General features: G+C 45.2%; 24 protein-coding genes. 16 read left to right on the top strand and 8 right to left on the bottom strand.

What is annotated here, in order from left to right:
• Positions 1–9: 9 nt before the first annotated feature.
• Genes P0M28_RS21030 through P0M28_RS21005 form a run of 6 tightly spaced genes read left to right on the top strand, consistent with a single transcriptional unit; the run spans position 10 to position 5,737 of the window.
• Positions 10–1,251 carry an HD domain-containing protein gene (locus tag P0M28_RS21030; protein WP_302204876.1) on the top strand — a complete coding sequence of 414 codons (1,242 nt, stop codon included), beginning with the start codon at positions 10–12 and terminating at the stop codon, positions 1,249–1,251.
• A gap of 26 nt (positions 1,252–1,277) precedes the next feature.
• Positions 1,278–2,297: a UDP-3-O-(3-hydroxymyristoyl)glucosamine N-acyltransferase gene (lpxD, locus tag P0M28_RS21025; RefSeq protein ID WP_302210930.1), complete on the top strand. Its 1,020-nt coding sequence runs from the start codon at positions 1,278–1,280 to the stop codon at positions 2,295–2,297.
• Positions 2,298–2,327: 30 nt separating this feature from the next.
• Positions 2,328–3,722, top strand: coding sequence for a bifunctional UDP-3-O-[3-hydroxymyristoyl] N-acetylglucosamine deacetylase/3-hydroxyacyl-ACP dehydratase (locus tag P0M28_RS21020; protein ID WP_302210929.1), 1,395 nt, complete (start codon positions 2,328–2,330; stop codon positions 3,720–3,722).
• Complete coding sequence (lpxA, locus tag P0M28_RS21015) at positions 3,719–4,498, top strand: acyl-ACP--UDP-N-acetylglucosamine O-acyltransferase (RefSeq protein WP_302204874.1); 780 nt, start codon at positions 3,719–3,721, stop codon at positions 4,496–4,498. Before P0M28_RS21020 ends, lpxA begins: the two co-directional genes overlap by 4 nt.
• Entirely contained in the window at positions 4,458–5,162 is a 705-nt protein-coding gene (locus tag P0M28_RS21010) for an ABC transporter ATP-binding protein (RefSeq protein ID WP_302204873.1), read from the top strand. Before lpxA ends, P0M28_RS21010 begins: the two co-directional genes overlap by 41 nt.
• 53 nt (positions 5,163–5,215) lie before the next feature.
• On the top strand, positions 5,216–5,737 hold the full coding sequence (locus P0M28_RS21005) for a hypothetical protein (RefSeq protein WP_302204872.1): 522 nt from the start codon (positions 5,216–5,218) through the stop codon (positions 5,735–5,737).
• Positions 5,738–5,759: 22 nt separating this feature from the next.
• On the opposite strand, the gene P0M28_RS21000 is transcribed toward P0M28_RS21005, so the two are convergent.
• From P0M28_RS21000 to P0M28_RS20990, 3 genes are all read right to left on the bottom strand, one after another.
• A complete protein-coding gene (locus P0M28_RS21000; protein ID WP_302204871.1) occupies positions 5,760–8,168 on the bottom strand; it encodes an endonuclease MutS2 in 2,409 nt (802 codons plus the stop codon).
• 307 nt (positions 8,169–8,475) lie between these two features.
• On the bottom strand, positions 8,476–9,351 hold the full coding sequence (gene lgt, locus P0M28_RS20995) for a prolipoprotein diacylglyceryl transferase (RefSeq protein WP_302204869.1): 876 nt from the start codon (positions 9,349–9,351) through the stop codon (positions 8,476–8,478).
• 150 nt (positions 9,352–9,501) lie between these two features.
• Positions 9,502–9,969 (bottom strand): RNA polymerase sigma factor, encoded by a 468-nt coding sequence (locus tag P0M28_RS20990; RefSeq protein ID WP_302204867.1) that lies wholly within the window; start codon positions 9,967–9,969, stop codon positions 9,502–9,504.
• 54 nt (positions 9,970–10,023) lie between these two features.
• Between P0M28_RS20990 and P0M28_RS20985 the strand changes: the two genes are divergently transcribed.
• Together P0M28_RS20985 and P0M28_RS20980 are read left to right on the top strand one after the other, a co-directional pair.
• On the top strand, positions 10,024–10,566 hold the full coding sequence (locus P0M28_RS20985; protein ID WP_302204866.1) for an MbcA/ParS/Xre antitoxin family protein: 543 nt from the start codon (positions 10,024–10,026) through the stop codon (positions 10,564–10,566).
• Positions 10,567–10,680: 114 nt separating this feature from the next.
• Positions 10,681–11,355, top strand: coding sequence for an IPT/TIG domain-containing protein (locus P0M28_RS20980; RefSeq protein ID WP_302204865.1), 675 nt, complete (start codon positions 10,681–10,683; stop codon positions 11,353–11,355).
• Between the two features lie 84 nt (positions 11,356–11,439).
• Here the strand turns inward: P0M28_RS20980 and P0M28_RS20975 are convergent, their stop codons facing one another.
• The 3 genes from P0M28_RS20975 to P0M28_RS20965 form a co-directional block, all read right to left on the bottom strand.
• Complete coding sequence (locus tag P0M28_RS20975; protein WP_302204863.1) at positions 11,440–11,829, bottom strand: type II toxin-antitoxin system VapC family toxin; 390 nt, start codon at positions 11,827–11,829, stop codon at positions 11,440–11,442.
• 11 nt (positions 11,830–11,840) lie between these two features.
• A complete protein-coding gene (locus tag P0M28_RS20970; protein WP_302204861.1) occupies positions 11,841–12,092 on the bottom strand; it encodes a type II toxin-antitoxin system Phd/YefM family antitoxin in 252 nt (83 codons plus the stop codon).
• Positions 12,093–12,222: 130 nt separating this feature from the next.
• Positions 12,223–12,849, bottom strand: a complete 627-nt coding sequence (locus tag P0M28_RS20965) for a YceI family protein (protein ID WP_302204859.1) — start codon at positions 12,847–12,849, stop codon at positions 12,223–12,225.
• Between the two features lie 190 nt (positions 12,850–13,039).
• Here P0M28_RS20965 and P0M28_RS20960 point away from each other — a divergent pair, with 190 nt between their 5' ends.
• From P0M28_RS20960 to P0M28_RS20925, 8 genes are all read left to right on the top strand, one after another.
• The gene (locus P0M28_RS20960) at positions 13,040–13,732 is read left to right on the top strand and encodes a peroxiredoxin-like family protein (RefSeq protein WP_302204858.1); all 693 of its coding nucleotides are present in this window, start codon (positions 13,040–13,042) and stop codon (positions 13,730–13,732) included.
• Between the two features lie 44 nt (positions 13,733–13,776).
• Positions 13,777–14,538 (top strand): response regulator transcription factor, encoded by a 762-nt coding sequence (locus P0M28_RS20955; protein WP_302204856.1) that lies wholly within the window; start codon positions 13,777–13,779, stop codon positions 14,536–14,538.
• Positions 14,522–16,087, top strand: coding sequence for a sensor histidine kinase (locus P0M28_RS20950; RefSeq protein WP_302204855.1), 1,566 nt, complete (start codon positions 14,522–14,524; stop codon positions 16,085–16,087). The genes P0M28_RS20955 and P0M28_RS20950 overlap by 17 nt, the downstream gene beginning before the upstream one ends.
• 111 nt (positions 16,088–16,198) lie before the next feature.
• Positions 16,199–16,888: a glycosyltransferase family 2 protein gene (locus P0M28_RS20945; RefSeq protein ID WP_302204854.1), complete on the top strand. Its 690-nt coding sequence runs from the start codon at positions 16,199–16,201 to the stop codon at positions 16,886–16,888.
• A gap of 72 nt (positions 16,889–16,960) precedes the next feature.
• Positions 16,961–18,430 (top strand): cellulose synthase family protein, encoded by a 1,470-nt coding sequence (locus P0M28_RS20940; RefSeq protein ID WP_302204853.1) that lies wholly within the window; start codon positions 16,961–16,963, stop codon positions 18,428–18,430.
• Between the two features lie 264 nt (positions 18,431–18,694).
• Positions 18,695–20,044 carry a polyprenol phosphomannose-dependent alpha 1,6 mannosyltransferase MptB gene (mptB, locus tag P0M28_RS20935; RefSeq protein WP_302204852.1) on the top strand — a complete coding sequence of 450 codons (1,350 nt, stop codon included), beginning with the start codon at positions 18,695–18,697 and terminating at the stop codon, positions 20,042–20,044.
• Between the two features lie 92 nt (positions 20,045–20,136).
• Positions 20,137–20,982, top strand: a complete 846-nt coding sequence (locus tag P0M28_RS20930) for a hypothetical protein (RefSeq protein WP_302204851.1) — start codon at positions 20,137–20,139, stop codon at positions 20,980–20,982.
• Between the two features lie 220 nt (positions 20,983–21,202).
• Positions 21,203–21,709 (top strand): flavin reductase family protein, encoded by a 507-nt coding sequence (locus P0M28_RS20925; protein ID WP_302204850.1) that lies wholly within the window; start codon positions 21,203–21,205, stop codon positions 21,707–21,709.
• A gap of 245 nt (positions 21,710–21,954) precedes the next feature.
• On the opposite strand, the gene P0M28_RS20920 is transcribed toward P0M28_RS20925, so the two are convergent.
• Positions 21,955–22,827: an NmrA/HSCARG family protein gene (locus tag P0M28_RS20920; protein ID WP_302204849.1), complete on the bottom strand. Its 873-nt coding sequence runs from the start codon at positions 22,825–22,827 to the stop codon at positions 21,955–21,957.
• Positions 22,828–22,860: 33 nt separating this feature from the next.
• The gene (locus tag P0M28_RS20915; RefSeq protein WP_302204848.1) at positions 22,861–24,057 is read right to left on the bottom strand and encodes an MFS transporter; all 1,197 of its coding nucleotides are present in this window, start codon (positions 24,055–24,057) and stop codon (positions 22,861–22,863) included.
• Positions 24,058–24,060 lie beyond the last annotated feature (3 nt).

The following is a 24,060-nucleotide window of genomic DNA, read 5'->3' as shown; positions in this document are numbered from 1 at the left end:
TTACTAACGTTGAATAAGAGAAAAGTTTTCAACGATCCGGTTTACGGGTTTATTAATATCCCCAGCGAACTTATTTTTGATATTATTGAGCACCCCTATGTACAGCGGTTACGGCGCATTCGGCAGATGGGGTTAGCTCACTTGGTGTATCCGGGCGCACTGCACACCCGGTTCAATCATGCCCTGGGTGCCATGCATCTGATGCAAAATACCGTTGATAGCCTTCGCAACAAGGGACAGGAAATCTCAGATGATGAATGTGAGGCACTGTTGATTGCCATTCTGCTGCACGATGTAGGCCATGCCCCGTTTTCTCATGCGCTAGAATATACCCTTTTGGATGTAAGTCACGAAGAGATGTCGCGACTCATTATGAAACGGCTGGCGCAGGAGTTGGGTGGTAACTTACCACTGGCCTACCAAATTTTCACTAACCGGTACGAGCGCAAATTTTTTCATCAGCTCGTAGCCAGCCAACTGGATATTGACCGACTGGATTACCTCAAGCGAGACTGTTTTTACACCGGAGTATCGGAGGGCGAAATTGGAGCCGACCGCATCATTAAAATGCTAGACGTGCGGAACGACGAGGTAGTGGTGGAGGAAAAAGGAATCTACAGCATCGAGAATTTCCTTCATGCCCGCCGACTGATGTACTGGCAAGTATACTTGCACAAAGCCAGCGTAAGTGCTGAAAAAATGATGGTGGCCATTATCCAACGAGCCCAACACCTATTAACTGTGGGAGCTGAGGTACCCGCTTCCTCTTGCCTCTCTTTGTTCCTAGAACAATCATTATCCCTAGCTGATATTGAGCAAAATGAAAAGCATCTGGAGCACTACACCGAGTTGGATGACATTGATATTTGGTACGCTATTAAAAACTGGCAGCAACACCCTGACCGCGCGCTGTCTACCCTGAGCCAGATGCTGCTTCAGCGACAATTATTCAGAATCAGACTCTTCAACCAACCCCTACCTGCCGAAGCAATCAACCGCTTACAACAACAGGCTCAGCAAGAAATGCAATTAAATCAAGATGAAGTAGCCTACTTTTTATACTATGGAGAAGTGAGCAATGCTGCTTACGCAGCCGGGGATCAAAAAATCAATATTCTGACCAAAGAGGGCAAGATTTTTGACGTAGTAGAGGCATCCGATTTACCTTACGTGAAGGCAATGAGCCAGATCGTAAAAAAGTATTATGTTTGCTGGCCAAAGAATTTGGCACTTCAAGCAGAAGCGGTCTGAATTAACCTAATACTCACCCTTTCATGATAGAGTTCAGTGCTACGTACATTGCCCAGTTACTAGACGGAGAAGTCCAGGGTGATGGTACCACTAAGATAAGTAAGCTAGGCAAAATTGATGATGCCGAGCCTGGTGCGTTAGCTTTTCTTTCCAACCCTAAGTACGAACCTGCCATTTACAATACTGCCGCTAGTGCTGTGCTGGTTAACAAGCAGTTTCAACCCCGCCAAACCGTACAAACTACGCTTATTCGGGTAGAAGATCCATATTCAGGCTTTACCACGTTGCTGGAGGAGTACCACAAATTACTCAACCACGATAAAGTAGGTACAGAAGAACCCACTTTTGCTCACGAAAGTAGTCAGTTAGGTGAAAGCTTATACCGAGGAGCGTTTTCGTATATCGGGGCTAACTGCAAAATTGGAAACAATGTTAAAATTTACCCCCAAGCCTACGTGGGTGATAATGTGGTAATTGGCAACCATACCATTATTCATAGTGGGGTGAAGATTTACGCGGATAGCATTATTGGCTCGCACTGCGTGATTCACGCCGGAGCCGTAATTGGCAGCGATGGTTTTGGTTTTGCCCCGCAGCCCGATGGCACTTACAAAACAATTCCTCAACTGGGCAATGTAGTCATTGGCCACCACGTAAACATTGGTGCCAACACAACTATCGATTGCGCTACGTTGGGCTCTACTACTATTCGCGACGGAGTAAAATTAGACAACCTCATCCAGATTGCTCATAATGTAGAAATTGGTGAAAATACGGTGATTGCTGCCCAAACCGGAGTGTCTGGGTCAACCAAAATTGGCAAAAACTGCGTTCTGGCCGGACAGGTAGGCGTTGTAGGGCATCTCACTATCGGTGATCGCTCAACCGTGGGTGCCCAGGCCGGGGTGGGAAAATCGCTTAAGTCTGACCAAATTGTGTTAGGCAGCCCCGCATTTGACCGAAAGAAATACCTACGAGCGTACGCTGCTTTCAGAAGCTTACCCGATCTAATTGAGAGAATCAATGAACTTGAAAAAAAATACTAACTTTGCCGCTTAATTGAGTCAAAATACATGATGAACATTAGGCAACACACTATACAAAAGTCGGTAACCGTCTCAGGAGTTGGGTTACATACGGGAGTACCGGCTAATATGACCTTCTTACCCGCTAAACCTAATCACGGAATCAAATTTCAGCGCACTGACTTGGAAGGGGAACCTACCGTAGATGCTGATGTAGATAATGTGGTAGACCTTTCCCGGGGAACCACCATTGAACAGAGCGGTGCCCGCATTAATACTGTTGAGCATACATTAGCCGCGCTGGTAGGCATGGAGATTGACAATGTGCTCATTCAGCTCGATGGCCCCGAACCACCTATTATGGATGGTAGTGCTAAACCCTATATCGATGCTTTGGCAGAAGCTGGCACCGAAGAGCAAAGTGCGTTGCGTAATTTCTTCGAAGTAAAGGAAAGCGTTCACTTTCAAGATTCTTCCCGCAATGTAGAAATTGCGGCCCTTCCCTTGAATGATTATCGGGTTACGGTAATGGTTGACTACAACTCTCCGGTACTAGGCAGCCAGCACGCTACCCTCAATGACATTAAGGATTTCTCTAAAGATATTGCCGCCTGCCGTACTTTCTGCTTTCTGCACGAGTTGGAGATGTTACATAAAAATAACTTAATCCAAGGGGGCGATCTTAACAACGCTATTGTGGTAGTTGATAAGAAAGTAGATAATGATGAGCTAGATTACTTAGCCGATCTGTTCAATAAGCCCAAAGTAGAGGTACGGGAAGAAGGGATTTTGAACAACGTAGAGCTTCGCTATAAGAACGAGCCTGCCCGACATAAGCTACTAGACATGGTAGGTGATTTGGCGTTGGTAGGCCGTCCCATTAAAGCGCAGATTTTGGCCGCTCGCCCGGGTCACGCTGCCAATGTAGCCTTTGCTAAGAAGCTGAAGAAAGCCATGAAGGCAAGGGATAATTCCAATGTGCCTCATTTTGATACCCAGCTTCCCCCAGTGCTAGATATCAATCAGATTAGTAACATGCTACCGCATCGGTATCCGTTTTTGATGATTGATAAAATTTATCACCTAGATGACACTACCGTTTGTAGTACAAAAAATGTTACTATGAACGAGCCTTTCTTTCAGGGTCATTTTCCGGGTAACCCAGTGATGCCGGGCGTACTACAGGTGGAAGCTATGGTGCAAACCGGCGGTATCTTGGTACTTAATACCGTACCTGACCCCGAAAATTATTGGACCTACTTTTTAGCCATTGAGCACTGCCGTTTTAGGAAAATGGTATTGCCCGGCGACACTCTTACAATCAAATGTGAACTGCTGGCGCCTATTAAGCGAGGAATTGCCAAAATGCGTGGTGAGGCGTACGTGGGAAAAAACTTAGTCTGCGAAGCCACCATGTCGGCCAGCATAGTCCGAAAAAGCTCATGAACCAACCCTTAGCGTATATTCACCCCGAAGCCAAAATCGCTAGTAACGTAGTGATTGAACCTTTCAGCACTATCCATAAAAATGTCGTTATCAAAGAAGGCACCTGGATTGGCCCTAATGTAACTATTATGGAAGGGGCGCGAATTGGCCGAAATTGCAAGGTATTCCCCGGCGCAGTAATTTCTGCAGTACCACAGGATTTAAAATTTGCTGGAGAAGAGACTACCGCTGAAATTGGCGATAATACTGTCATCCGCGAATGTGTGACCATTAACCGGGGTACGGTTGATCGTTATAAAACTGCCATCGGAAGCAATACACTGCTCATGGCCTACGTACACATTGCCCATGACTGTGCCATTGGCGACAACTGTATTTTAGCCAACTCCGTGCAAGTTGCCGGACACGTAATTATCGGTGATTCTGCTTTCATTGGAGGAATGAGTGCAGTTCATCAGTTTGCTAAGCTAGGGGCGCACGCTATGGTTTCAGGTGGGTCTTTAGTTCGTAAAGATGTGCCTCCGTTTATTCGGGCGGCCCGCGAACCTCTAGGCTACAGTGGGGTCAACTCTATTGGCTTACGGCGACGGGGCTTTTCTAATGAGAAAATCAACGAGATACAGGAAATCTACCGCATGATCTACCTCAGCGGAATGAACAATTCTACGGCTCTTGACCAGATAGAAATTACCATGAACCCTTCTCGGGAGCGGGATGAAATTCTTCGGTTCATGCATGGCTCTGAGCGAGGCATCATACGAGGATTTGATCAGTAAGCAGCCTTCGTTTGTGCGTATTGAACTAGAGCAGGTAGGCAAGAAATTTCAGCGTGGTCAGCATTCGGGAAACCTGGGACTTGGCGAGTGGATTTTTCGGGGTATTACCCTTACGTTTCAGCAACAGCAATCGTACGCTTTTACTGGACCTAACGGCAGCGGGAAGTCCACGTTATTACTTATTCTGGCCGGATTACTTCCTCCCTCAAAAGGAAAAATTCATTACTACCAGAAAGAAAAACCAGTAGATGAAGAAACGATATTTCGCCATATCAGTATGTCGGCACCGTACATGGAACTCATTGAAGAGTTTACACTGGAAGAATTTCTATCTTTTCACACTACGCTAAAACCTTTCAAACCAGGGGTAACGGCGAACCAATTGCTGGAGCGAACCGGACTCACTGCGGCTCGTCAAAAGTATATTTACCAGTTTTCTTCCGGTATGAAGCAACGACTAAAACTGGGAATTTCTTTTTACTCCCAAAGCCCCGTATTGCTACTCGACGAGCCTTGTTCTAATTTAGATCAGCAAGGAATACAGTGGTATCAAGAAGAAATTAAACAGCACATTGCCGAAAAGCTGGTAATCATTTGCTCCAATCAATCATTTGAGTACGATTTCTGCGACCAGATCATTGATATTACACAATTTAAACGCTAACCTCACAGTTAAAAACTACAAACGTGCTTTCTAACGTCTTCAATTCTCAGCCAATGACTCAATCGATCGGAACGCTTCTACTATTTTTATTGGCAATAAGCATCTGGGGTTGTAGAGAAAATGATGACTCTGGCGGTGGCAACGAGGTAGTGCCCGGACAGGCCATTGCCGGAACTTGGTTGGTTCGTGATACAACCGATGCAGTAGTAGACCTGGACACCCCCCCGGGAATAGAAGCGCAAGTAGAAGCCGGAGATTTTGCTGGCTTTCGGCTAACGATTACTCCTACCTTAAGCGAAGTAGCTTACATTAGCCAGGGAAACATTAGTCCGGCGATATTTCCGCCCCAAGGAACGTTAGTAATAGAAGAAAGTGATAATTTTTCGGTGGGAGCTGAAGTAATTCGCCAACCCGATTTGGTTCCGCTAACTATTCAGCTATTCGAAGCCGATACTGCTTCCTTACAAATAACATTTTCGGCGGGTCTAAATAGCAGCATTCCCACTGATAACAGTCGGATATCGGGAATCTCGGGTAGTTACCAGTTGACGATGACTAAGCAGCAAACGCAGTGATAATCTTCTCAAAAGAATCTTATTAGTGCAAATACGCCAGCGTTACGCCGGAGCCACCTCGCTCAATGTGTTCTTCCTGAAATCGTGATACCGAAGGGTGGGTATTTAAGTAGTTACGAACAATCTCGCGCAGCACCCCATTTCCTTTGCCGTGAACAATCCGTAGTTCGCCTGCCCCGAACATCGCGGCTTCGTCTACCCAATTTTCTAACTGGGGAATAACTTCTTCCGCCCGTTTGCCCCGTAAATCTAAACTGCTACTAAACTCCGCCCGCTTTTCGTTCAGATCAATACTACGACTACCAGATGTAGCAAGACTCTTTTGCAGTTTTTTTAACGATTGCTTAGCAACTTTCTCAAGGCGATTCAGCTTTATGTTTGATTTGAGAGCGCCAATTAGAATTTCGGCTTGATTATTTTTTAGTGACAGCACTTCGCCAATCGCTCCATTTTCTTTCACTCGTACTGCATCCCCTGCCTGAATCGGCCCTTCTTCTCTAGCAATTTTTGCTTTCTTCGGACGGGATTTTATTTCAGATTTTTTAGGTTTTACTTGCTGTTTCCAGTCTTCTAGTTCTTGCCGAACCTGCTTGGTGCTCTCTCGCTCAGCATTCTTTTCCTTAATGGTGCGGATGGTGTTCTCAATCCGTTGGTTAGTATTTTGCAAAAGCTGACTGGCTTCTTGCTTGGCTTCAGCCAGAATACGCTTACGCTCGCTTTTCAAGTGTTCCCGCAGTTCTTCGTACTCTTGAGTAGTGGTAGAAATACGCTTTTCCTTGGCGGCTAAATTCTGCGTAAGCTGCTCGTACTTATTTTTCTCGTTTTCCAGCTCGCTCAGCATCTTCTCGTATTGCACGTGCTCTACTCCTACTAGCTCTTTCGCCTGATTTAAGATAGATGATTGCAAACCGATTTTCCGAGCAATTTCCAGAGCAAAGGAGCTACCGGGTTTGCCTATTTCTAATTGGTAGAGCGGTTCCAGTTCATCTGTATCGAAGCGCATTGCCCCGTTGATAATTCCGTCGGCTCGGTCAGCAAATTCCTTCAGATTAGAATAATGTGTGGTGATGACTCCGAATACTTTCTTTTGGTTTAAATCACTGAGAATAGCTTCAGCAATGGCACCGCCGAACTGCGGTTCGGTACCAGTACCAAATTCATCAATCAGAATTAGTGTTTTCTGGTCAGCCAGTTTCACAAAGTAATTCATATTGGTGAGGTGCGAACTGTAGGTACTCAGATCGTTCTCTAGGGATTGTTCATCGCCAATATCAATAAAAATATTTTGAAAGATTCCGGCGGTGGATTGTTCGCCCATTGGTGCGAGTAAGCCACACTGAAGCATATACTGCACCAAAGCCACCGTTTTCAGACAGATCGATTTACCCCCAGCATTGGGCCCCGAGATAACTAAAATTCGCTGATCGGCACTTAATTCTATCGTCAGCGGAATGACTGGTTTGTTCTGGGCTTGGTGCGATAGATACAATAATGGATGTCGGGCTTCTTGCCAATCGACCAATCGCTTTTTCTCCAGCTTGGGACAAACTGCTTCCAGTTGCTGAGCTAATCGTGCCTTGGCCCGAATGAAGTCCATCATCCCCAGAAACTGATAAGCGTACCGTAGTTCTTTCAGATGAGGCCGTAACTCATCCGTGAGCTGAGTTAAGATCTTAGTAATCTCCCGACGCTCCCGATATTCTAAGTCCCGAATCTCATTGTTAATATCTAGCACCTCGGCGGGTTCCAGATAAACGGTTTGCCCGGTAGCTGACTCATCGTGTACAAACCCCTTGATGCGCCGTTTGTATTCCGCCTGAATGGGAATTACCATGCGCCCTCCCCGGATTGTGACCGAGGCATCATCGGATGTGTAACCCTGCTGGCGGGCCTGTCGCATAATCTGATCGAGTACCTTTCGTAAGCGAGACTGTTCGCCTAACATGGTTCTACGAATATCCTGCAACTCTTTGCTAGCGTTGTTACGCATGTGCCCCTTTTCATCAATGATTTTCCTGATACTTCCCAGCAAACTAGGGGGTACTCCTACGTGCTCGCTGAGGCGGGCCAAATACGGGTAGGGTTGTTCTTCATCAGAAGTTTTGAAAAAAGATTGGCAACGAATGATGGTATCTAGCGATAGCTGAACCTGGTGAAATTCTTCTTCGGAGAGAAAAATGCCGGGAGTTTTCGCCTTGGCTAATTGCGGACGTACGTCCAGATAATTTCCCGAAGGAAAGGACTGTTCTTCCTGCAAGATTTGCTGAAACTCTTCGGTCTGATATAGCAGTTTACTGATGTGGTCGTAGTCATCCGAAAACTGAATTTTATCTACGTAATACGTTCCTAAAGAACTACTGCAATGTTCTTTCAGCAACTGCCGAATTTGGTCGAAGCCAATTTTTTCTTCTATGGTGTTAGGATACAGCAAAATTAATTGAAAATTGACAAGGGATAATTGATAGTATAAATAGTTTCTAGCATACAATATAAAATGACATAGGAATCAGATTGAATACCATTGAAGAACATCCGAAAAAGCCAAAAGTTCCGAGGGATTAACGGAGTAGAAAGAAAGGTGATTTTCGAGCAATTTTGGTGGGATTTCTAATTTATACGTCATCGCAAGGCTTGGCGAAGCGATCTCTACACATTTAACTTCCTCATTACTAATAAGATATTGCCATCTTACTGCCTTTACTACGATAGCTTTCTGCCCTTTTTGTCAGAGAAAAAGATTACGAAATCGCTATTGACTTTGTGCGGCGAGAGTAGTACAAAATGATCCCGATAGCGATGAAAGGCAGGCTGAGCAACTGACCCATATTCAGTACGAAGTTACTCTCAAAAGCTACCTGATTGATCTTGAAAAATTCTATCACAAAGCGGGCGGAAAATAAGTTGATGAGTAATCCGCTAAAAATTAGCCCTGCTGGCCGATTGCGTGTGCGAGACTTCCAAGCAATTAGCCCAGCGAAAATAAACAGATAGCTTGCTACTTCGTAGAGCTGCGCCGGATGCCGGGGTAGTTGATCTACCAATGGAAATACAAAAGCCCAGGGCATGGAGGTAGGATGCCCGATCATTTCGGAGTTGAAAAAATTTCCTAAGCGGATGAATGCTCCGACCAGCGGAGCAACTAGTGCCAGTTGGTCTAATACAAACCAAACAGATACTTTAGGGTACTTACGGTAAAAAAGCCACAGGCTGATCAGAATGCCAATAGCTCCGCCATGACTAGCTAAACCAGCGTAACCCGTAAAACGTAGTTCGGGAGTGAAACTAACTGGCAGAAAAATCTCGAGGGGACGATCTAAAAAAGCATCAGGTTCGTAAAATAAAAAGTGCCCCAGTCGCATTCCAACAATCATGCCTACCAACACATGCATTACTAGCGATTCAAATACTTCATTCGGTAGTTTTGCCTGCTCGAACTGCTTGCGGACAATGTAATAACTGAGTAGAATTCCCGTAGTGAATAGTAGACTGTACCAGCGCAGGGTGAAAAAGCCCAGATCAACAATTTCGGGTGAAACTGTCCATTGTATAAAAGCAAAAAGCATAAAGTCAGCAGCCACCGCAGAGAACAATGATAGATGCGTACATAGCAGCATTTCTTAATAAAGAAGAATAGCTTGTAAACCATTGACTAAAAGTTGACTGCTGCGATGGAAGTAAAGCATCTAGTTCATCCAAGCTTCTTTGCTCTTGCGTAGCAGTCGCTGAGGCATAGTGCTGCCAATCCGATTTTAATTCATCTAAGTTCATATCATCTCCGATTGAAAGAGTGAGCGTAATTTTTGTCGAATCCGGTTGAGGCGCGTGCTGACATTAGTAACCGTCATCAAATTTATTTCCGCAATCTCTCGATACTGGTACCCTTCTAAGTGGAGAATAAGCAAAGCCCGATCTTCGGGATTCAGCACGCTAAGTGCTACTCGAATCGTTTCGGTATCTTTTGCATCATTCCCGCTTAGTTGCTCCGGAAGGGTAGCAAACGTAAACTGATGCTGGCGAAGCAAATTGAAAATCGTCCGAAGAGCTACTTGGTACATCCAGGTGCTCACGGCTGAATCGCCCCGAAACGATGGGTAGGATTTCCAAAGTTGCAGCACAATTTCCTGAAAGGCATCTTCCCGATCTTCGGCATTGGCAAAGTAACTACGGCACAGGCTATGAATTAGCCCCTGATGCTGATGTAGTTGGTCAAGAAATTTCTTTCGATTTGCCATCCGTAAAGTAACGATCAACCGTGATTTAGTGAGTTAGTAGCAATTTCTGGCATTTTGTCACAGACTGATGAAGATTTATTTCTACTGCTGCTCATTGCACTTTTAGGGTTTATTACTTCTTTTGATAATAATATGATGTCATCAAGTGTTCCTATTTCTACGCTTTCAAAAAATCTGCTGGCTGATATGACTAGCGAAGAGAAATTGGCAACTGTGAACACAGCATTATTAGATATTCCTAGTTATGAACTTGATCCAACTCCGTTATCGGGTTCTACGCTAAAAATTATCTACCTAATATACAAAGAGTTAGGTATTGATTTAAATACCATTCTACCTATCAGTCAGGCGCGCTTATACCGCCAGTTTCATAAGGAAGATGTTGACTTGGCCATCAAAGATAGCTTGATTACTATTGCTCGCTTAGTAGATAAAGGGTTAACTACGTTTGGCGAATGGTCACGTTTTCAGGAATGGCTGTATGGAAGGGTGGAAAACCTGGCTGGACGCCGCCCCATCGATTTAGTAGCTTTACAGACGGGACGCTATGAGGTAAGTCAGACCCTCGAACGCATTGAGTACGGCTTGTATGGCTGATAAAAACCATCAGAAAGTTTACCAATATCTTGCTATGGATACTTCCTCGAATTGCTAAAATAATGATTTAGATTTATCGTTATAAGCGTACTTTCACCAATATAATTTTTTAATATGAAAGTCGCCTACTACCTTAAAACACTGCTTCTCGTCGCTCTACTACCTTCCTGTAACTCCGATGAAGAGGCTCTGCCCCCAGCGATTACTGTTGAGATCATCAATCCCGGTAGTCTTATCATTAGCGGTAATACGACTAACGCCGCTATGATTGGAGATACAATATCGATTATTGGGCAAAACTTTAGCTCCGTTCCTGGTGAAAACCGCGTTTCTGTACATGGTATACCTACTTCGGTTGTTACTGCTGCTGATACTATGCTTCAAACCATCGTTCCGGCGGGTGTTCCCTGGTGTGGGGTAGATGTAAGAGTCGCGCGTGATGGTTACCAGGAGGCTATTAAGTCAATAGTCATTCGGGAAACTCCTTCGCCTGCTATTACTGGTATTGCTCCTGAAAGCGGCCCAATTGGAACTCTCGTCACGATTTACGGTCGTAATTTGGATGAAACTTTAAAGGACAGTTTAAATTTAATAACGTTTGCTAGTCCGACGGGTGAACCGTTATCGGTTTCATTTTTGGCAGAGCCATTGTTTGTTTCCTCTGACTCAGTGCAAGTAGAAGTGCCCGCTGGGGTAGGTACTGGAACCATAAGTCTCTACGCTAAACCTTGCCAAGGGAATGTTAATGCCTTTAGTATCGTGACGCCACCTTTCACTGTTATTCCGTAGGAGTAGAACTAAAAGTATTAACATAAAAAAAGCGATAGAACTACTGCCCTATCGCTTGTAACTATACTTCTGGGGAATTTTATTTCACCAAACCAAGTCTATTGAATAGGTAGGAAATTTCCCACCATTGGTGATAATAGATAAATTATCAGCTATGGCTTGACTAACTAGCAGGCGGTCAAAAGGGTCTTTATGGTCAGGGTTATAGTCCAATCCTTCCAGCACTTGCAAGTGGTGTGGTGATAAGTTGAGTAAACGAGCATCCATTGTTTGAATATCGCTAATCATTTGTGGGACATCCGCCTCAAAATCCAACTTGTTCAAACGCTGTCTAATCACAATTTCCCACAAGCTAATAATGCTGACGAATATAGTGTTTTCCGGTTCCTCAATTTGGGCTTGCGCTGTACGGGAAAGTCGGGCATCACCTTGCACAAACCATATAAAAGTGCTGGTGTCTAGTAAATGGCTCATTTGCTAAGGTACTATTCAGGCATATAGTCTTTGAAGTCATCTAGTGGTTCGTTAAAGTCAGACGCCATGTACTTGAGTGCTCCTTTCCGAAAACCAAATTGTCGTTTCTTACCCGAGGTACGTTCGGCCACCTTTTCTACCTCCGTAATTTTAAATAGGAGTTTCCCGTTCTCGTAAACCAATACTTCTTCGCCTGATAATACTTGCTGCAAAGCTTCGCGCATTTTATCCGGGGAAAGTTGATAAGTATCAATTGATGCCATGTTATATTGTACGGTTTAATTACTCAGATAGTACGAGGAAACTGATGAACAGTTCACTTTAAATAAACCAAAAAAAGCAATGAAGACCTAACTCCACCACTTTTCTACTAAACTCACGAATAAGAAAGTATTATTTCATGGCTTTTTCCATCATGGGGGCGTTAGCTACTAGCGATACTTCTAGGTGGAAATCGTCGTAAATTACTTTGTCGCCCAAGTTATCAAAGAAGCTATCGGAACCGTAGCGCACATCGTACTCGGAGCGGTCTACCGCAATAGAAGCGTTGGCGGTTACTTGACTTCCTTCGGTGGTAACCGTAGCTGGAAACTGAATCTGGTTGGTTTTATCCTTGATCGTCAGTTTACCCGTAACTTGGTAAGTATTGTTGGCTTGAGGCTTAACCTTGGTAATAGTAAGCGTTGCGGTAGGGTGAGTAGCTACCCCGAAAAAGTCATCCGATTTAAGATGTCCCTCTAGTTTTCCTTTCTGCTCACCTTCCAAGTCAGTGTTGCTGAGAGTACTCATATCAATCGTAAAGTTTCCGCCTATCAGCTTTCCGTCTTCCAGGGCTAAACTGCCTTGCTGAAGCTGGATAGTGCCTACGTGGTTTCCGGTTACTTTCTCCCCTTTCCAGGTAACCTCGCTTTGCTGAACATCAACAGTATACGTTACTGCCTCTTTTTCAGGTAGGGTAAATGCTGAAGCTACTACTGCCAAAACAGTTAGTACGAGCGCATTTAGAGATATTTTTTTCATTTTTAGTAAAGATTAAGATAGATAAATATAGTAATTCATTTTTAATACTTGTATATACATTAATTGTCTATACTTTGTTTCAAAAAAAATGTATTTTCTAAATTTCATAAACATGTGATACTTCTGTGATAAATAAGCGTCTCATAGTCACGTACTTATGGTTGAAAAGAAATTTTAATTGATAAGCATCATGACCAATTTACCAACAGAACTAGAGGCCTTGTCCGAAGAAATAGATCAACAAACCGCGCCCCAACTACGGCAGGTACTGCGGGAATTTGTAAACAGCCTTCAGCGACAGCACGCCTCCCAACGTAGTTTAAAGGTAGGGGATGTAGCCAGCGATTTTGCCCTTAAAGACCAAAATCAACGGGTTATTCATCTGTATGATCAACTAAAGAAAGGACCAATAGTGCTGGTATTCTTTCGGGGCGGCTGGTGTCCGTTTTGTAACCTTACTCTACAAGCTTGGCGTCATGCGTTACCCGAAATAGAGTTTCAGGGTGCCCAACTACTGGCCGTTACTCCAGAAGCCGGAGAGCATGTTCGGCGCACCGTGCAAAAAAATAAGTTAGACTTCTCGATTCTACAGGATAAAGGCAGTGAAGTAGCTCGCCTATTCAAAGTATCTATTGCGCTCTCAGATTATTTAGCTGCATTTTACCGCAGCCTGGGATTAAACTTACTAATCCGCCACCAGGATACGATAGCCCGATTACCGATGCCCGCTACTTACGTGATTGATACCAATTGCACGATTCGTTACGCTTTTGTGGCCGAAGATTATACTCAACGAGCCGATATATCTGAGGTAATTGAAGTGCTAAAGCAGCAAGATGATAAAACGAAGTCAATATACACTCCCGCCTACGCAGTGGCCTAAGGACTTAGCTGTGTCGCTTATTTTTAAGATTTAACGTAACTTACATGGATTATTTAGGAGAAGGAGAAGACGAAATATCAATAGACTCTTTACTGGCAACTATGCACAAGCGAGCCCTCATTATTGAAGACGATCAGGACATTGCTAATCTGATTCAGGTAAACCTTCGGGATATTGACTGCGAAGCTGAGATTGTTGGCAACGGTATTGACGGTCTGTATCAGGCTATTCACGAACCGTACGATATTATCATTCTGGATATTATGTTACCCAGTATGGATGGCATGGAAGTTTGTCAGCGTATTCGGCAGGAGCGGATTGATACCCCCATCATTATGCTTACCTCTAAAGCTGAGGAAATTGATAAAGTACTAGGGTTGAATTTGGGAGCGGACGATTATATGACCAAGCCCTTCAGTGTTCGCGAGCTGGTAGCCCGGGTGAAAGCCCGCATTCGTCGCTACAAATTTGAGCAAGGGCCAGAGGAAGTGGCCGCTGATCGGCTTCAGCAGGGAGGACTTACGCTTGATATTCTCAAGCATAAAGTTCTTCTGAATGGAGAAGTAGTAGAACTGACCGCAAAGGAATTTGATCTACTAAAACTGTTCATGCAGGAGGTAGGACGTACCTTTACCCGCGAAGAATTGCTAAGTAAGGTGTGGGGCTATTCCTACGGTGGCTACGAACATACCGTGAATTCTCACATCAATCGTCTTCGGTTAAAAATAGAACAAGACCCGGCCAACCCTACCTATATTTTGACGGTGTGGGGAGTTGGTTATAAATTCAATGATGGACTCATCTAGTAAGCAAAATAGTAAAAAAGAAAATCGCGACCGCCACCGCGGCGATGGTATTCGTTGGGGCAGTCTGCGCTTTCGGCTTTCGCTGGTGTTTGCGATACTGCTGGTGTCGGTAAGTGCAGTGTACTTCTACCTGATGTCTACTTCTTCAGCCGATTATCTAGCCGAGATGATGCAGAAGCGCAACATAGATTTAGCAGCATCTATTGCGAAAGAACTTAAAATTGACTCGGCTACGAATGAAATTCCGGGGAAAGAATTAGAAAATCTTTTTCATGCTGCCATGATTATCAACCCCAACATCAAATTGTATATGGTGGGGCATGATGGAGAGATACTGACCGCATCAGCCAACCCTGGCGAAATAAAGATGCAGGAGATCGATGTAGATCAAATAGAAGCCTTCATTCACCAAACAGACTCTATGCCGATCTACGGGGATGACCCTCGGTTTCCCGCAGAACCTAGAGTATTTTCAGCTACTCAGCTATTGAGTCAAGATGGCTCACTACACTGCTATTTATACATTACCCTCGGTAGCGAGCATGAAACCGATGCGGCCTCTATTCGGCACAGCTACATTCTTATGGTACTGGGCAGAGCCTTGCTGGTAGCACTGGTCGTTACATTGATTATCGGTCTACTGCTGGTACTTTGGTTGACGAGAGATTTAAAAAAGGTTGCGGAAGCGGTACAACAGATGGAACAGGGTGATTATAGCGTGCGGGTGCAAGCGAGTTCTTCCGATGAATTAAATGACTTGGCGGTTGCTTTCAACACCATGGCCAGTGAGATTCAGTCTGCCATGAACCAGCTTAAGCAAAATGATGAGCTGCGTCGCGAACTGATCGCCAATGTTTCCCACGATTTACGAACTCCGCTGGCATCAGTAGAAGGCTACGTAGAAACGATTCTATTGAAAAAGCACTTACTGAGTGATGCCGAGCAGCAGGGCTACTTGGAAACAATCTTAAAGAATACCCGACGACTAACTCGCTTAGTAGCCGACCTATTTGCACTATCTAAATTGGAAGCGCAGCAAACGCAGCCTCAACCCGAGACATTTTCTTTGGTAGAACTCGCGCACGATATTTTACTTCAGCTTACGCCTAAAGCGCAAGAAAATAAGGTGACACTTAAAAGTGATTTTACCAAAGATATTCCTTTAGCTTACGCCGATGTGAGTTTGATTGCTCGGGTACTGCAAAACTTAATGGAGAATGCTATTCAATATACTCCTGAACAGGGAAAAGTAACTGTCATCGTAGATAAGCCAGCGGGTAAAGAAGTGAAGGTTTGCGTTTCTGATACCGGACAAGGCATTACCGAGGAAGACCTTCGTTATGTTTTTGATCGCTTCTACCGCAGCAGTAACGTTCGCGCCAAGTCGCAGAGTGGTTTAGGGTTAGGACTGGCAATCGCAAAAAAAATTGTAGAATTGCACGGAAGTGAATTACAAGTAGAAAGTGTAGTAGGAAAAGGTACTACTTTCTGGTTTTTACTCCCCGTTTCTGAAGAAGTAACCAGTACTATAATGATTAATGAAGGATGATTGATGAATAATTAGCATACTATTCATTAATCATTATTCATCAGTCATTAATCATTCTAATGTCGTACATCTGACAATTCCCTATCCCCAGAGATTCGCCCTCAGCTTTTTATGCAAAATATTAGTAAAGTTATTATTCCGGCTTTCAACGAACAAAATTCGGTGGGAAAAGTGATTCGGGATATTCCTAAAGAATGGGTGAGCGAGATTGTGGTAGTCAATAACAATTCTAACGACGATACGGTACGCGTTGCTAAGGAAGCAGGAGCTACTGTTTTAGAAGAGCCCGAGCAGGGCTACGGCAATGCCTGTTTGAAAGGAATAGCGTATATTAGCCAGCAAATTGAGAAACCCCACATTGTGGTGTTTATGGACGCCGACTACTCTGATTACCCCGAAGAATTACCGCAGTTGGTTCAGCCAATTATGGATGAAAAAGTGGATATGGTAATTGGCTCCCGGGCACTAGGCCAGCGGGAAAGAGGTTCAATGACTCCTCAGCAGATATTTGGCAATTGGTTGGCTACGAGACTGCTTCGTTGGTTGTACGGTGCTCACTTTACCGATCTGGGACCGTTTCGGGCAATTCGCTACGATTCGCTGATGGCACTGGAGATGAAAGATCGCACCTACGGTTGGACGGTAGAGATGCAAGTGAAAGCCGCGCAACAAAAGCTACGATGGATAGAAGTGCCCGTTCGCTACCGGCAACGTATTGGAGTATCGAAAGTATCAGGAACCGTTAAAGGAACAATTATGGCGGGCTACAAAATTATTGGGACAATTTTAAAATATTTATAGTAATCAGTCCACGGTCGACAGTCTACAGCTCGATTTATTTACTGTGGACTATCGACTGTGGACTAATTCACTGTGGAAATCATCATCGTTATAGCGTATATTCTCTCACTGCTGTTCATTTTCATGTTTAGCGTGGCGCAGCTCCATCTTACGTGGCACTACCTACGAAGCTTGCGAGAGAAAGCCCAACCTCCTAAAACTATCGTAGGTTGGCCGAAGGTCACGGTTCAGCTACCAATTTACAACGAACGTTATGTGGTTGAACGTTTGATTGATGCCATCTGCGCCTTTGATTATCCGGCTGATCGGTTAGAAATTCAGGTTTTGGATGATTCTACGGATGAAACCGTAGATATTATTGCCGAAAAGATAGCTGACTACCAAAATCAGGGAATAAATATTCAGCAGGTACGCCGAACCGACCGAAGTGGATTTAAAGCCGGAGCACTGGCTTATGGCTTAGAAATAGCGGAGGGCGAATACATCGCCATCTTCGATGCTGACTTTTTACCGTCTCCTGATTTTCTGAAGCGTACGTTGCCTCACTTTACGCATGAGCAAGTAGGTGTGGTACAAACCCGCTGGGGACATATTAATCAGGATTATTCTTTGCTTACCCGTCTGCAAGCCTTTGGGCTGGACGGACACTTTACCATTGAGCAGGGAGGCCGTAAACACGCCGGAAGCTTCATCAATTTTAACGGAACAGGTGGAGTTTGGCGCAAGACCTGTATTGCAGATGCCGGAGGGTGGTCGGATGATACGCTGACCGAAGACTTGGACTTGAGCTACCGCGCCCAAGCCAAAGGCTGGGAGTTTGTCTACCGCGAAGATGTGGAAGCCCCCGCCGAGCTACCCATTTTAATGCCCGCCATCAAATCCCAGCAATTTCGCTGGAACAAGGGAGCTGCCGAGTGTGCCCGCAAACACGCCAGCCGATTAGCCTACAAGCGTGTCGCTCGTCCGTTCCGGTGGGTAAACCGCCTCCATGCTTTCTTTCACTTATTTAACTCTTCCGTATTTCTGTCGTTGCTATTGGCCGCCTTACTGAGTGTTCCTATGCTTTTTGTCAAAGATGCCCATCCAGAGTATCAGTGGATTTTCAACCTCGGTGGCATATTCATTCTTGGTTTTTTCTCTATCGGTCTCTTCTACTGGATCGCTACTCGTCGGCTTCATGCCAAACAGCCCTGGCGGTATTACTTGGTGCATTATCCACTGTTTCTCATCATCACGATGGGGTTATCACTGCACAACGCCATTGCCGTGGCAGAAGGATTGTTAGGTTTTAAATCACCTTTTCTGCGAACGCCCAAATTCAACGTAACCAATGCTAAGGAGAAGTGGAGTAGCAATGTATATGTCAAAGGCAAACTCAGTCCGATGGTTCTGCTGGAAGCCGCTTTAGCTCTTTATTTTGCCTACGGTATCTACACCGGAATTCGGCTGGGTGATTTTGGTTTACTCCTATTTCACGGAATGCTAACAACTGGATTTGCTGCCGTGGCTTATTATTCTTTCCGCCAAGTAAAACATGCCTGATAAGGTGTTTTCGTAAAAATTGAATCGTCCGTAAAATTATGATTCTCGGTGCGCTGACCCGAAAGTTCAGCGGGGTGTGCGTAGGCCCTTAGCGAGGAAGCTTGGGAAGCCCCGCTTTGAACTTTCCGCGCCGCGTCGGCTTGACTTTTTTGGCCATCGTGGCGCGATTCGTTTTTGTGCCGCCGTGGCCCAGTCAAGACAAAAATGAACGAGAAAGAATGCCCATCTTAAGCATTATATCCCTTTTTACGAAAGAGCCTTGAAATGTCTACACTCCGCTCAATTGTCCTAGGTATTAGCTCAATCACTCTCCTGAGCAGTATTTTCTTCATCACTTACTCGCTCCAACGCTACGAAACTACTGAGTTACTTTCGGTTTACACGCTAGCTTTTATAGCGTACGTAGGCTGTGCATTACTGACTGATTCTAAACGATCAATTTATCTTTTAATAGGTGTTGCCGTAGTAGGTCGCTTAATTTTGCTGCCCGCTCAGCCCAATTTATCGGATGATATTTACCGCTTCGTGTGGGATGGTCGCTTGCTTCAGCAAAACGTGAATCCCTTCGCCTATTTACCTTCAGAATTAGCGAATGGCAAAGCAGACAGTTTGGGAATCGATATTGACCCTGAACTCTACGCATCACTCAACTCTCCCGATTATTACACTATTTACCCACCCATCAATCAAGCCGTTTTTACCCTGGCGGTGAAGCTGTTTCCTAATTCTTTAACTGGAAGCACTTGGGTAATTCGGGCAATTCTGCTGTTGGCTGAGTTGGGCACACTGTGGTTATTACTTCAACTAGCTAAACAGTACCGTATTCCCCCCAAGCAGATACTCTGGTACGCCCTGAACCCGCTGGTCATTCTGGAGATGACCGGAAACCTACACTTTGAAGCCCTGATGATCTTCTTTTTGCTAGGCAGCGTTTATTTACTTGAAAAGCAAAAATGGATTGCCTCGGCATTGCTGTTCGCTTTAGCGGTATGTACTAAGCTGCTTCCATTAATGTTTCTCCCGCTTTACCTTCGTCGTTTGGGTTGGCAGAAAGCTTTGATGTTTTACACTGTAGTTGGGGTAGCAACACTACTATTATTTTTACCACTACTTTCTTCCGAATTGATTGCGGGACTGCAAGGTAGCATCGGCTTGTATTTTCAAAAGTTTGAGTTTAACGCCAGCCTATATTACATCGTCCGGGAGATTGGTTATTACCGAAAAGGATACAATATTATTCAGACGGCGGGTTCGCAGTTAGCCATTACGGCTTTTCTGCTAATCATATTCTACACCCTTTTGGAGCGGAAGCGGCGTATCATAGATTCTTTTGGTTGGGTTTGGCTGATTTATCTGCTATTTGCCCTGACCGTACACCCCTGGTATGTTTTGCCTTTGCTAGCCTTAACTGTGCTTACTCCCTACCGCTACGCGGTCGTCTGGACGTACTTTATTTTTCTCACCTACGCGGGATACACCATTGATGGTTTCCAGGAAAATCTTTGGCTAGTATCGTTAGAATACAGCGTAGTGCTAGGTTGGCTTGGCTACGAACTGTACCGAAGGCGACATCAGCATTTAGGAGTAATAATGAATACTACCAAAGTTCTGTAGTCGTTCTCCAAGCTCAACAGAAGCCAGCTTTTTAGAATAGATTTCGCACGGTTTACCCATCGTGCTCTTAGTCTCACGCAAAAATATCCATCATGAAACAATTTAAACCACTCATCTTCTTACTCGCCCCTTTTGTGGTTATGTGGGGGTGCCAGGAAAATCTTCCGATTGGTAAAAATTCCGGGGTAGGAATTCCGCCTAATGGACGCTTAATGCTCAACAGCGAAGAATCGGTGTACAATAAATATTTCAATCACAACCAAGGTGGGTTATACTTTGCCCATGAGGGCGGTTCGTACCGTATCAAAGGTTTCTTTGATATAGTGCGTAAGAATAGACCTAGCGCTGAAGCGCCCTATAATGCTTTGTACTCAGAGATTGGCCCGGCACAAATTGCGGATGTAGAAATGATCTCCCGACCAGAACGAGGTTACCTTTATATTAGTGGGCTAGATCGGAAAGCAGAAGAAGAAAAGATCAAAAGCCTGTTTGGTAATATCATTACGTTTCGGATAGGAAAGGAAGAAGCCGTAGCCCGTCAGGAAGCTGCGGTGCATAGTATGTACATCCCGCACGAGTTACAATTTGAGAATATTGTAAGAGAAGAATTCACCCTTCCCCACGTAGATGGTAGCAATAATGCGTTTACCTTCCAATGGAATGCTGATGCTCAGAATAAAAATGGGGTAATTGTGGTAGTAGAAAGTCATGCCCGCACTTCTACCCAAACAACAGATTCTACGCCTAAAATAATTGAGGTGGTGGATGATATTGGGTCGTATTCTTTGCCGATACACTTCATGGAAGTGTTACCAGATAGTGCTAAGATACGAATTGATCTGTACCGAGGTAATATTGAGAATTTACTGATAGGAGAGAAAGAATACTCAGTATACGGTTTCTCCCAAGCAGGGCAGTATTTTATAGTAAACAAATAAGTTAACACTGTTAATGGGAAGAAGGTGAAATTACTGATATTATTCAGTGCTTCTACCCTTTTTTGCTTAATGTCCTACAGAGTTACCTCTGAGAATCTACAAATAACAATCGTAAGTCCAATGCTTATTGCCTAACCCGTATTATCCACCGAAAAACAACTCTCCCCAGAAGCAGTTACATTAGTGAAATTATTTTTTAGATCACATAATTTTTTTTGATATGAAGGAGCAAGAAGTTTCGCAAGCACTAAAGAAAATCACCTACGGATTTTACATTGTAACTACTCGTAAACCCAGTGAAGAAATGTCTACGCGGGATAAAGACTACGTAGCAGCAGCTACAGTTAGCTGGGTTAGCCAGGCATCGTTTAACCCACCGATGGTCACTATTGCCGTTCAGAAACATACTGATTTGCACGAGACTATCGAGAAAAGCCGGGTCTTTGCCGTAAATATTGTTGGAAAAAACGAGCAAGATATGCTAAAACCATTTTCTGAAAAAAGTATCATTGAGGAAGATACCATCAACGGCTTCTCTTTCAAAGATGGTAAAACCGGGTCGCCTGTTCTACAGGATGTTCCGGCCTACTTCGAATGTAAAGTGATAGACGATTTATCAGACGGTGACCATAGCGTATATCTTGGTGAAGTAGTGGGTGGTGAAACTCTTGACACTGATGCTGTTCCGCTAGTTGAGTGGGAAACCGATATGCACTACGGTGGATAAGAGCTGGCAATGAAGCTCTTGTAGATAGCCATCTCAACTCGTTAGCATTTCAAGTATTGATATTTAAGCAGTTCGGTTACACATTGGATGTACCAAGTTTAGCATAACGCTGCAAGTGGGGATGATTACTATAGTTTAATCTATCGCATAAAAATTGAAGAACTGTTGGTCCAATGAATATTGTTGACTGTTGGGTCACCCCCAACTCTCATGCAATACGAGCCAGGGGTGCCCTATGGTTTATCCTACTGATTCCAACCTGCTTGTAGCAGATAGCTTTCAAAATCAGTAGTTTTTCCGAGCCAACGCTGTAAGAAGTAGGGTGAGCCATCCATACCAATGGTATCGAAGGAGCGGTACATCAGCATTAGTTCCTCCCCTTGTTCAGCCTGTACTTCGTCCCAGGTGAGTTGCTGGTATCGTACATCACGCCCCAACACGTTGGCTAGGATGGCGGTGATTTCTTTCATCGTCGAGATATCGCTGGTAATCGGGGAAGCTTTGTTAGCCCATAATTCGGGCTGCTCGAAGGCTTGCGCCACCATTCGGCCAATATCATCGCAGGCAATCTGCGCGTAGGGCATTTCCGGATGCATAGGGTAGCGCACTACGCCCGTTTCCATGATATTTTCGCGATCCCACTCCCAGTTATCCATGAAGGCGGCGGGGCGAAACACGGTCCAGGTCTTACCCGAGTTCCTCAGCGACATTTCAACGTTCCACTTGCTATCCAAGTGGGGTACGCCCGTGTTGCGATCCATGGTAGAGGCTCCGGTATACACCACGTGTTCCACGTCAGAATCCGAAAGTGCGGCGGTTAGGTTCAAGCCTTGACGCTGTTCGGCTTCCACACCAGCCTCTAAAAAGTCTTGTACCGAATACAGCCCGGCTGCTCCTTTGAGGGCGGCATCGATAGAAGAGCGGTCTTCCAGGTTTGCCTGAACAACCGCTGCCCCCGCCTCTTTGAGTGCCTGGGCGGCCGGTTTGTCGGGGTTGCGGGTGAGAGCTCGCACGCTATGGCCACTGGCTAAGAGGTGCCGAGCAACGGCGCCCCCCTGCTTTCCGGTGGATCCGGTAACAACAATCGGACGATCATAGATTTTTTTTGTTTTAGTCATGACTTTTTCTTTTCGGTTAAATAATAAAAACTGTTAAGGTGTAGCTGGCTTATGGTCTTGCACCTGCCTCGTGGGTTTCGGTTTGAACATCAGTGCAATCGCCAAGGCAACGGTGGCGATTATTGCACTCACTCCGCCTACTGCCTCGTAGCCCTGACGGGCAATCACTATTCCTCCCAACGCAGCCCCGATTCCCTGCCCCGTATAGATCATCGAGGTGTTCATGGCCAACGTGAGAGCAGCTTGCGGCGGATTGGCATTGACCAGTGCTTTTTCAATCACGGGGCCCGTGGCAAATAAAATGGCAGATGATCCGATAATGCTCAGAGCCATTGGGGCAATCATCTGACTGGTGCCCAGCAGTTCGGGAAATAGGAACCAGACAGAGTACAAGGCTTGCACCCCAACAAATGCCCCGAAGAGAATTTTGATGTTCTGGGTGAAAGGACGACCATCGGCCATCTTGCCGCCAATCACCAGTCCTATGATGGATCCAACACCAATGGCAGCTTGCATGGCTCCCAGGTAACCTCCCTCTAGCCCAGTGACTTCTTCGATGAAGGGCCCGATAAAGGCAAAGATGGGGTAGGCTGCCACAAAGGATACAATGCTCAATAGCAGACTTACCTTCACTATCCGGAGCTTGACTACCTCAAAGTTACTGAAGGAAGCTTCGGCGGTGCCGGGTGATTCTGGAACCAGCTTGGCAACAAACGGGACAGCCATAAGCGCGATAATTCCGGCAAAGACGAATGTGGCGCGCCAGCCGAAAAGATCACCAATGACAGTTCCTAAGGGTACACCCAGCATCAGTGCCAGCGTAAGTCCAGATAAAATGAGGCCGAGGGCTTGCCCCTGCTTGTTTTTAGGCATCAGCGAAGCAGCGATGGCTCCCGCCGTGGGAATGACCAGAATAGCGCACAAAGCAGCCAAAATGCGTGCTGCAACAAATAGGTTGAAGCTAGGTAAGAAGGCAGTGCCCAGGTTGATTAACCCAACCAACAACAACGCGCTCACCAGCAGGCGCCGCCGCTCGTATCCACTGAAGAAATTTACCACGAAGGGGGCTGCTATACCACTCGTAATGGCAAAGGCAGTAGCCAGCTGGCCAGCCACCCCTACACTCACTCCCAAGTCATGGGCCAGGTCTGATAAAAGCCCCGTAAATACGTAGCTTTGGGTGCCCACCGCAAAAGTGGCTAACGCTAAAATGTAGATCGTTGCGGGCATAGA

Source organism: Tunicatimonas pelagia, from assembly GCF_030506325.1.
GTDB classification, from domain to species: domain Bacteria; phylum Bacteroidota; class Bacteroidia; order Cytophagales; family Cyclobacteriaceae; genus Tunicatimonas; species Tunicatimonas pelagia.
This window is presented reverse-complemented; position numbering and strand designations above follow the sequence as displayed.

Bases quoted from the DNA above. Each gene is read 5' to 3' on its own strand.
- P0M28_RS21020 (WP_302210929.1), top strand. From the start codon at position 2,328: ATGAACATTAGGCAACACACTATACAAAAGTCGGTAACCGTCTCAGGA.
- lpxA (WP_302204874.1), top strand. From the start codon at position 3,719: ATGAACCAACCCTTAGCGTATATTCACCCCGAAGCCAAAATCGCTAGT.
- P0M28_RS21010 (WP_302204873.1), top strand. From the start codon at position 4,458: ATGGCTCTGAGCGAGGCATCATACGAGGATTTGATCAGTAAGCAGCCT.
- P0M28_RS21005 (WP_302204872.1), top strand. From the start codon at position 5,216: ATGACTCAATCGATCGGAACGCTTCTACTATTTTTATTGGCAATAAGC.
- lgt (WP_302204869.1), bottom strand. From the start codon at position 9,351: ATGCTGCTATGTACGCATCTATCATTGTTCTCTGCGGTGGCTGCTGAC.
- P0M28_RS20990 (WP_302204867.1), bottom strand. From the start codon at position 9,969: ATGGCAAATCGAAAGAAATTTCTTGACCAACTACATCAGCATCAGGGG.
- P0M28_RS20980 (WP_302204865.1), top strand. From the start codon at position 10,681: ATGAAAGTCGCCTACTACCTTAAAACACTGCTTCTCGTCGCTCTACTA.
- P0M28_RS20975 (WP_302204863.1), bottom strand. From the start codon at position 11,829: ATGAGCCATTTACTAGACACCAGCACTTTTATATGGTTTGTGCAAGGT.
- P0M28_RS20970 (WP_302204861.1), bottom strand. From the start codon at position 12,092: ATGGCATCAATTGATACTTATCAACTTTCCCCGGATAAAATGCGCGAA.
- P0M28_RS20965 (WP_302204859.1), bottom strand. From the start codon at position 12,849: ATGAAAAAAATATCTCTAAATGCGCTCGTACTAACTGTTTTGGCAGTA.
- P0M28_RS20960 (WP_302204858.1), top strand. From the start codon at position 13,040: ATGACCAATTTACCAACAGAACTAGAGGCCTTGTCCGAAGAAATAGAT.
- P0M28_RS20955 (WP_302204856.1), top strand. From the start codon at position 13,777: ATGGATTATTTAGGAGAAGGAGAAGACGAAATATCAATAGACTCTTTA.
- P0M28_RS20950 (WP_302204855.1), top strand. From the start codon at position 14,522: ATGATGGACTCATCTAGTAAGCAAAATAGTAAAAAAGAAAATCGCGAC.
- P0M28_RS20945 (WP_302204854.1), top strand. From the start codon at position 16,199: ATGCAAAATATTAGTAAAGTTATTATTCCGGCTTTCAACGAACAAAAT.
- mptB (WP_302204852.1), top strand. From the start codon at position 18,695: ATGTCTACACTCCGCTCAATTGTCCTAGGTATTAGCTCAATCACTCTC.
- P0M28_RS20930 (WP_302204851.1), top strand. From the start codon at position 20,137: ATGAAACAATTTAAACCACTCATCTTCTTACTCGCCCCTTTTGTGGTT.
- P0M28_RS20925 (WP_302204850.1), top strand. From the start codon at position 21,203: ATGAAGGAGCAAGAAGTTTCGCAAGCACTAAAGAAAATCACCTACGGA.
- P0M28_RS20920 (WP_302204849.1), bottom strand. From the start codon at position 22,827: ATGACTAAAACAAAAAAAATCTATGATCGTCCGATTGTTGTTACCGGA.
- P0M28_RS20915 (WP_302204848.1), bottom strand. From the start codon at position 24,057: ATGCCCGCAACGATCTACATTTTAGCGTTAGCCACTTTTGCGGTGGGC.